This window comes from Pseudomonas sp. 43NM1, assembly GCF_002836905.1.
Taxonomy (GTDB): domain Bacteria; phylum Pseudomonadota; class Gammaproteobacteria; order Pseudomonadales; family Pseudomonadaceae; genus Aquipseudomonas; species Aquipseudomonas prosekii.
On the sequence record NZ_MKGS01000099.1, the window covers coordinates 1 to 3,013 of the forward strand.

The following is a 3,013-nucleotide window of genomic DNA, read 5'->3' on the forward strand; positions in this document are numbered from 1 at the left end:
TACCGCCCCTGCCCGCCCCGCCGGCCGTACCGGCATAAACGCCAGTGCCGAAACCGGCGGCGCCACCACGACCACCGGTTTGGCCACCGAGCGAGCCGCCGCCACCACCGCCACCGCCGACCGCACCGCCGCCATAAGGCGCAGTGACGCCACCGCCACCGCCGCCGCCCGAGGCCGCGTTTTCGGTGACGGTGACGTTTCTGAGGGTCAGGTTGCCGGAGTTGAGAATCCCGCCGCCCATCGCCCCGGCACCGTCCGTGCCCGCCGCCGCGCCTACACCGGCGACCATGCCTTTGGTGATCACCAAGCCGTCAAGGGTCGCGGTGACGCCGGAATTGACCTGCAACACGCGGGTTTTGTACTGGCCGTCGAGGGTGACATCGGCCACGCCGTCGTTATTCAGGTCACCGTCGATGATGACGTTTTTGGTCAGGGTCAGTTGCGAGTTCAGCGCGACGGTCATGCCGGTGCTGAAGGTCACGGTATCGCCGGCCACCGCACTGGACAGGGCAGTACGCAACGAACCGACGCCGCTGTCGGCGTTGTTGACCACGGTCAGCGTCGCCAGGCTGTACTGATAACCGGCCAGCGATGCCGAGGACAGCACGCTGCGGCTTTCAATCGTGCCGGTGGCGATTTCCAGATCCCAGTCGCCGCCCACGCCGGTGCGGTTGGTCGACGCAGCGATGTCGCGCCCGGTGAGCTGCGCCAGCGAGTCGACAAAACTCACGCCACGCTCGCCGTCGCCGGTGTTGCAGGCGTAAATCAGGATGTCGCCGCCGACGTTGATGTCTTTGCCGATTTCGGCCAGCACGGCGCTGCGTTCGTTGACGTTGTCGGCCGACAAGTAACTGTTGCCCAGCCACAGATCGCCGGCATTGCCGTGGGCGATGATTTGCACCGAGCTCACGCCCTGATGCGTGTCCAGATAAGCGGCGATTTGCTGCAAGCCATCCTTGCTCGCGTCCAGCGTGACCACTTCCGTGCCGGGCGCCACACCCTTGAGCAGGCTGTCGGTGTCCTTGATGCGTGAATCGACAAACACCACGCTTTGCCCCGGAACGGCGGTCGGCGAAGCGGCAGCCGGGATCGCGGCCGAGGTGTTGTCGGCCTGGCCATGTGTGTCTTTGCTCGCGGTCGGGTGGTCGGCGGCAGGTGCCTTGGCCGCGTCAGCCGTGGCTTGGCTATCGGCCTGCGCCGCGTCGGCGACTGTCGCCGCGACCGCGCCGTCGAACAGCATGCGCGGTTCCAAGGACATGATCATCGGCGAAGCCAGTACGCGTGCGCCCTGGGCCTTTTGCGATTTGCCGTTTTTCCACCACATGCTGCTCACCCGAACTCGAACTTTTACTGCCGCCATAAAAAACCGCGATCAATTGATCGCGGCATCGGATTTCATACGAATGACATTGGCGGCGCTGGATGACCCATCGTGCCAAAAGGACAGCTCTGCATATTTGTCGAACAAGTCCGGCGGCAGGATCGTGCGCCGCGACTCCAACGCCACTTTGCGTTTGACCCGATGCAACCCCGCCACGCCCAGCGCCTGATCGAACTCGGGCGCGTCGTACACGAGGTTGTTGAAGTCATGCTCGAACCACGGCTCGCCGATGAATTCGTAGACCAGCCGCAGCACGCGCTCCGGCGCCTGGCTGAGCAGGTCGTAATCGACGATCAACAGCGATTCGGCGTTTTCGCCGTAATAGGCTTCCTTGAGCGCGGTCCAGGCAAACCCGACCAGGCGATTGCGCTGGGCCAGGGTTTCGCAGCGGCTGTAGACGGTATTGCGCTCGGTTTCGTCGTTGAACAGCTTGGTGTTCTCGAACGGGTTGGCGCGGTACAGGCGTTCAAGGCTGTCCATCACCCAGGCAACGTTGCGCACGCAGGCGATGGTTTTGGCTTGGGGAAACAAGTCTTGCAGCGCCGGCAAACGCGCGCACCACTGCCGGTTGGTGTCGAAGACCACCGGTTTGTCGGCCTGATCGGCGTAGTAGGAATCGAATAATCCGCGCAACAGGCGCCGACGCAAAGGGGTGTCGATCACCGCGCCGAACTCGCTGCCGGCGCTGCATTGTTCCAGGACACTGGTGAACAGCGTGCCGACCGGGCTACTCATCCCGGCGTGAAAACGCGGGTTTTGCAAAAGAATGGCGGAGAGCAGGGTCGACCCTGAGCGAGGCAGCCCCGAGATAAAGTGAAACTGCTGCATCCCTTCACCCTGATGTGTGAAAAATCCCTTTGGAAGATGAGCGTAATACATCGTGTGCCGGATCGGATAGTGGTGTTTTGATATCAATTAGAAGCTAAAAAACCCCTGGTCCTTCACAAATATCGAACTAGACGCTTCGGCGCGTTTTCGCAGCCTGAAAAAAACCTTAACCGCATGCCCCATCGCCGATCCACCGCCGATCCCTGTAGGAGCTGAGCTTGCTCGCGAAAGCGCTCTGAGTCGAAACACTGTCGCTAAACCACCACCCTCGCCAATTGCGTGCGACTTTTGCAACAGCGTCTACGCTGAGCACTGGCTCGGGCGGTAGCTTCGTGCCAGTACGTCTCTCCTTCCAAAAAACTCATGGATAAAACGACTATGGACGTGTTTCTCGGAACGATTCTTCCCTTCGGTTTCCCCTTTGCGCCAAGTGGCTGGATGCAAGCCAACGGGCAGACGCTACCGCTCAACCAGTATCAGGCGCTCTACGCGTTGCTGGGCATTACCTACGGCGGCAATGGCTCGACCACTTTCATGCTGCCAAACCTGTGCGGGCGTTTGCCGATGCACCAGGGCCAAGGCGTCAATCTTACCAATCGGGTGATCGGCCAAGTGATTGGCACCGAAAACACCAACGTTCTCGTAGCTAAACTGCCGCCGCACGCACCTGTCATCACCGCCACCGCCACATCGGCGCTGACCACCACTACCACGGTCAACCTCGCCAGCGTTCCCAGCACGGCGACCACCACACCGTCGAACGACAACGCCTACATTGGCGCTTCGGCGGCGGCAGGGCCAAGC

The 3,013-nt window shown here is 61.7% G+C and carries 3 protein-coding genes; 1 reads left to right on the forward strand and 2 read right to left on the reverse strand.

What is annotated here, in order from left to right:
• Both BI292_RS09640 and BI292_RS09645 read right to left on the reverse strand, forming a co-directional pair.
• A partial coding sequence (locus BI292_RS09640; RefSeq protein WP_157831243.1) for a DUF4347 domain-containing protein occupies positions 1 to 1,324 on the reverse strand: 1,324 nt, incomplete at its 3' end.
• Between the two features lie 48 nt (positions 1,325 to 1,372).
• Positions 1,373 to 2,209: a sulfotransferase gene (locus BI292_RS09645; protein ID WP_092275297.1), complete on the reverse strand. Its 837-nt coding sequence runs from the start codon at positions 2,207 to 2,209 to the stop codon at positions 1,373 to 1,375.
• Between the two features lie 378 nt (positions 2,210 to 2,587).
• On the opposite strand from BI292_RS09645, the gene BI292_RS09650 reads away from it, so the two are divergent.
• Positions 2,588 to 3,013: phage tail protein (locus BI292_RS09650; protein WP_101207738.1), on the forward strand; the 426-nt coding region annotated here is incomplete at its 3' end.

Bases quoted from the DNA above. Each gene is read 5' to 3' on its own strand.
- BI292_RS09645 (WP_092275297.1), bottom strand. From the start codon at position 2,209: ATGCAGCAGTTTCACTTTATCTCGGGGCTGCCTCGCTCAGGGTCGACC.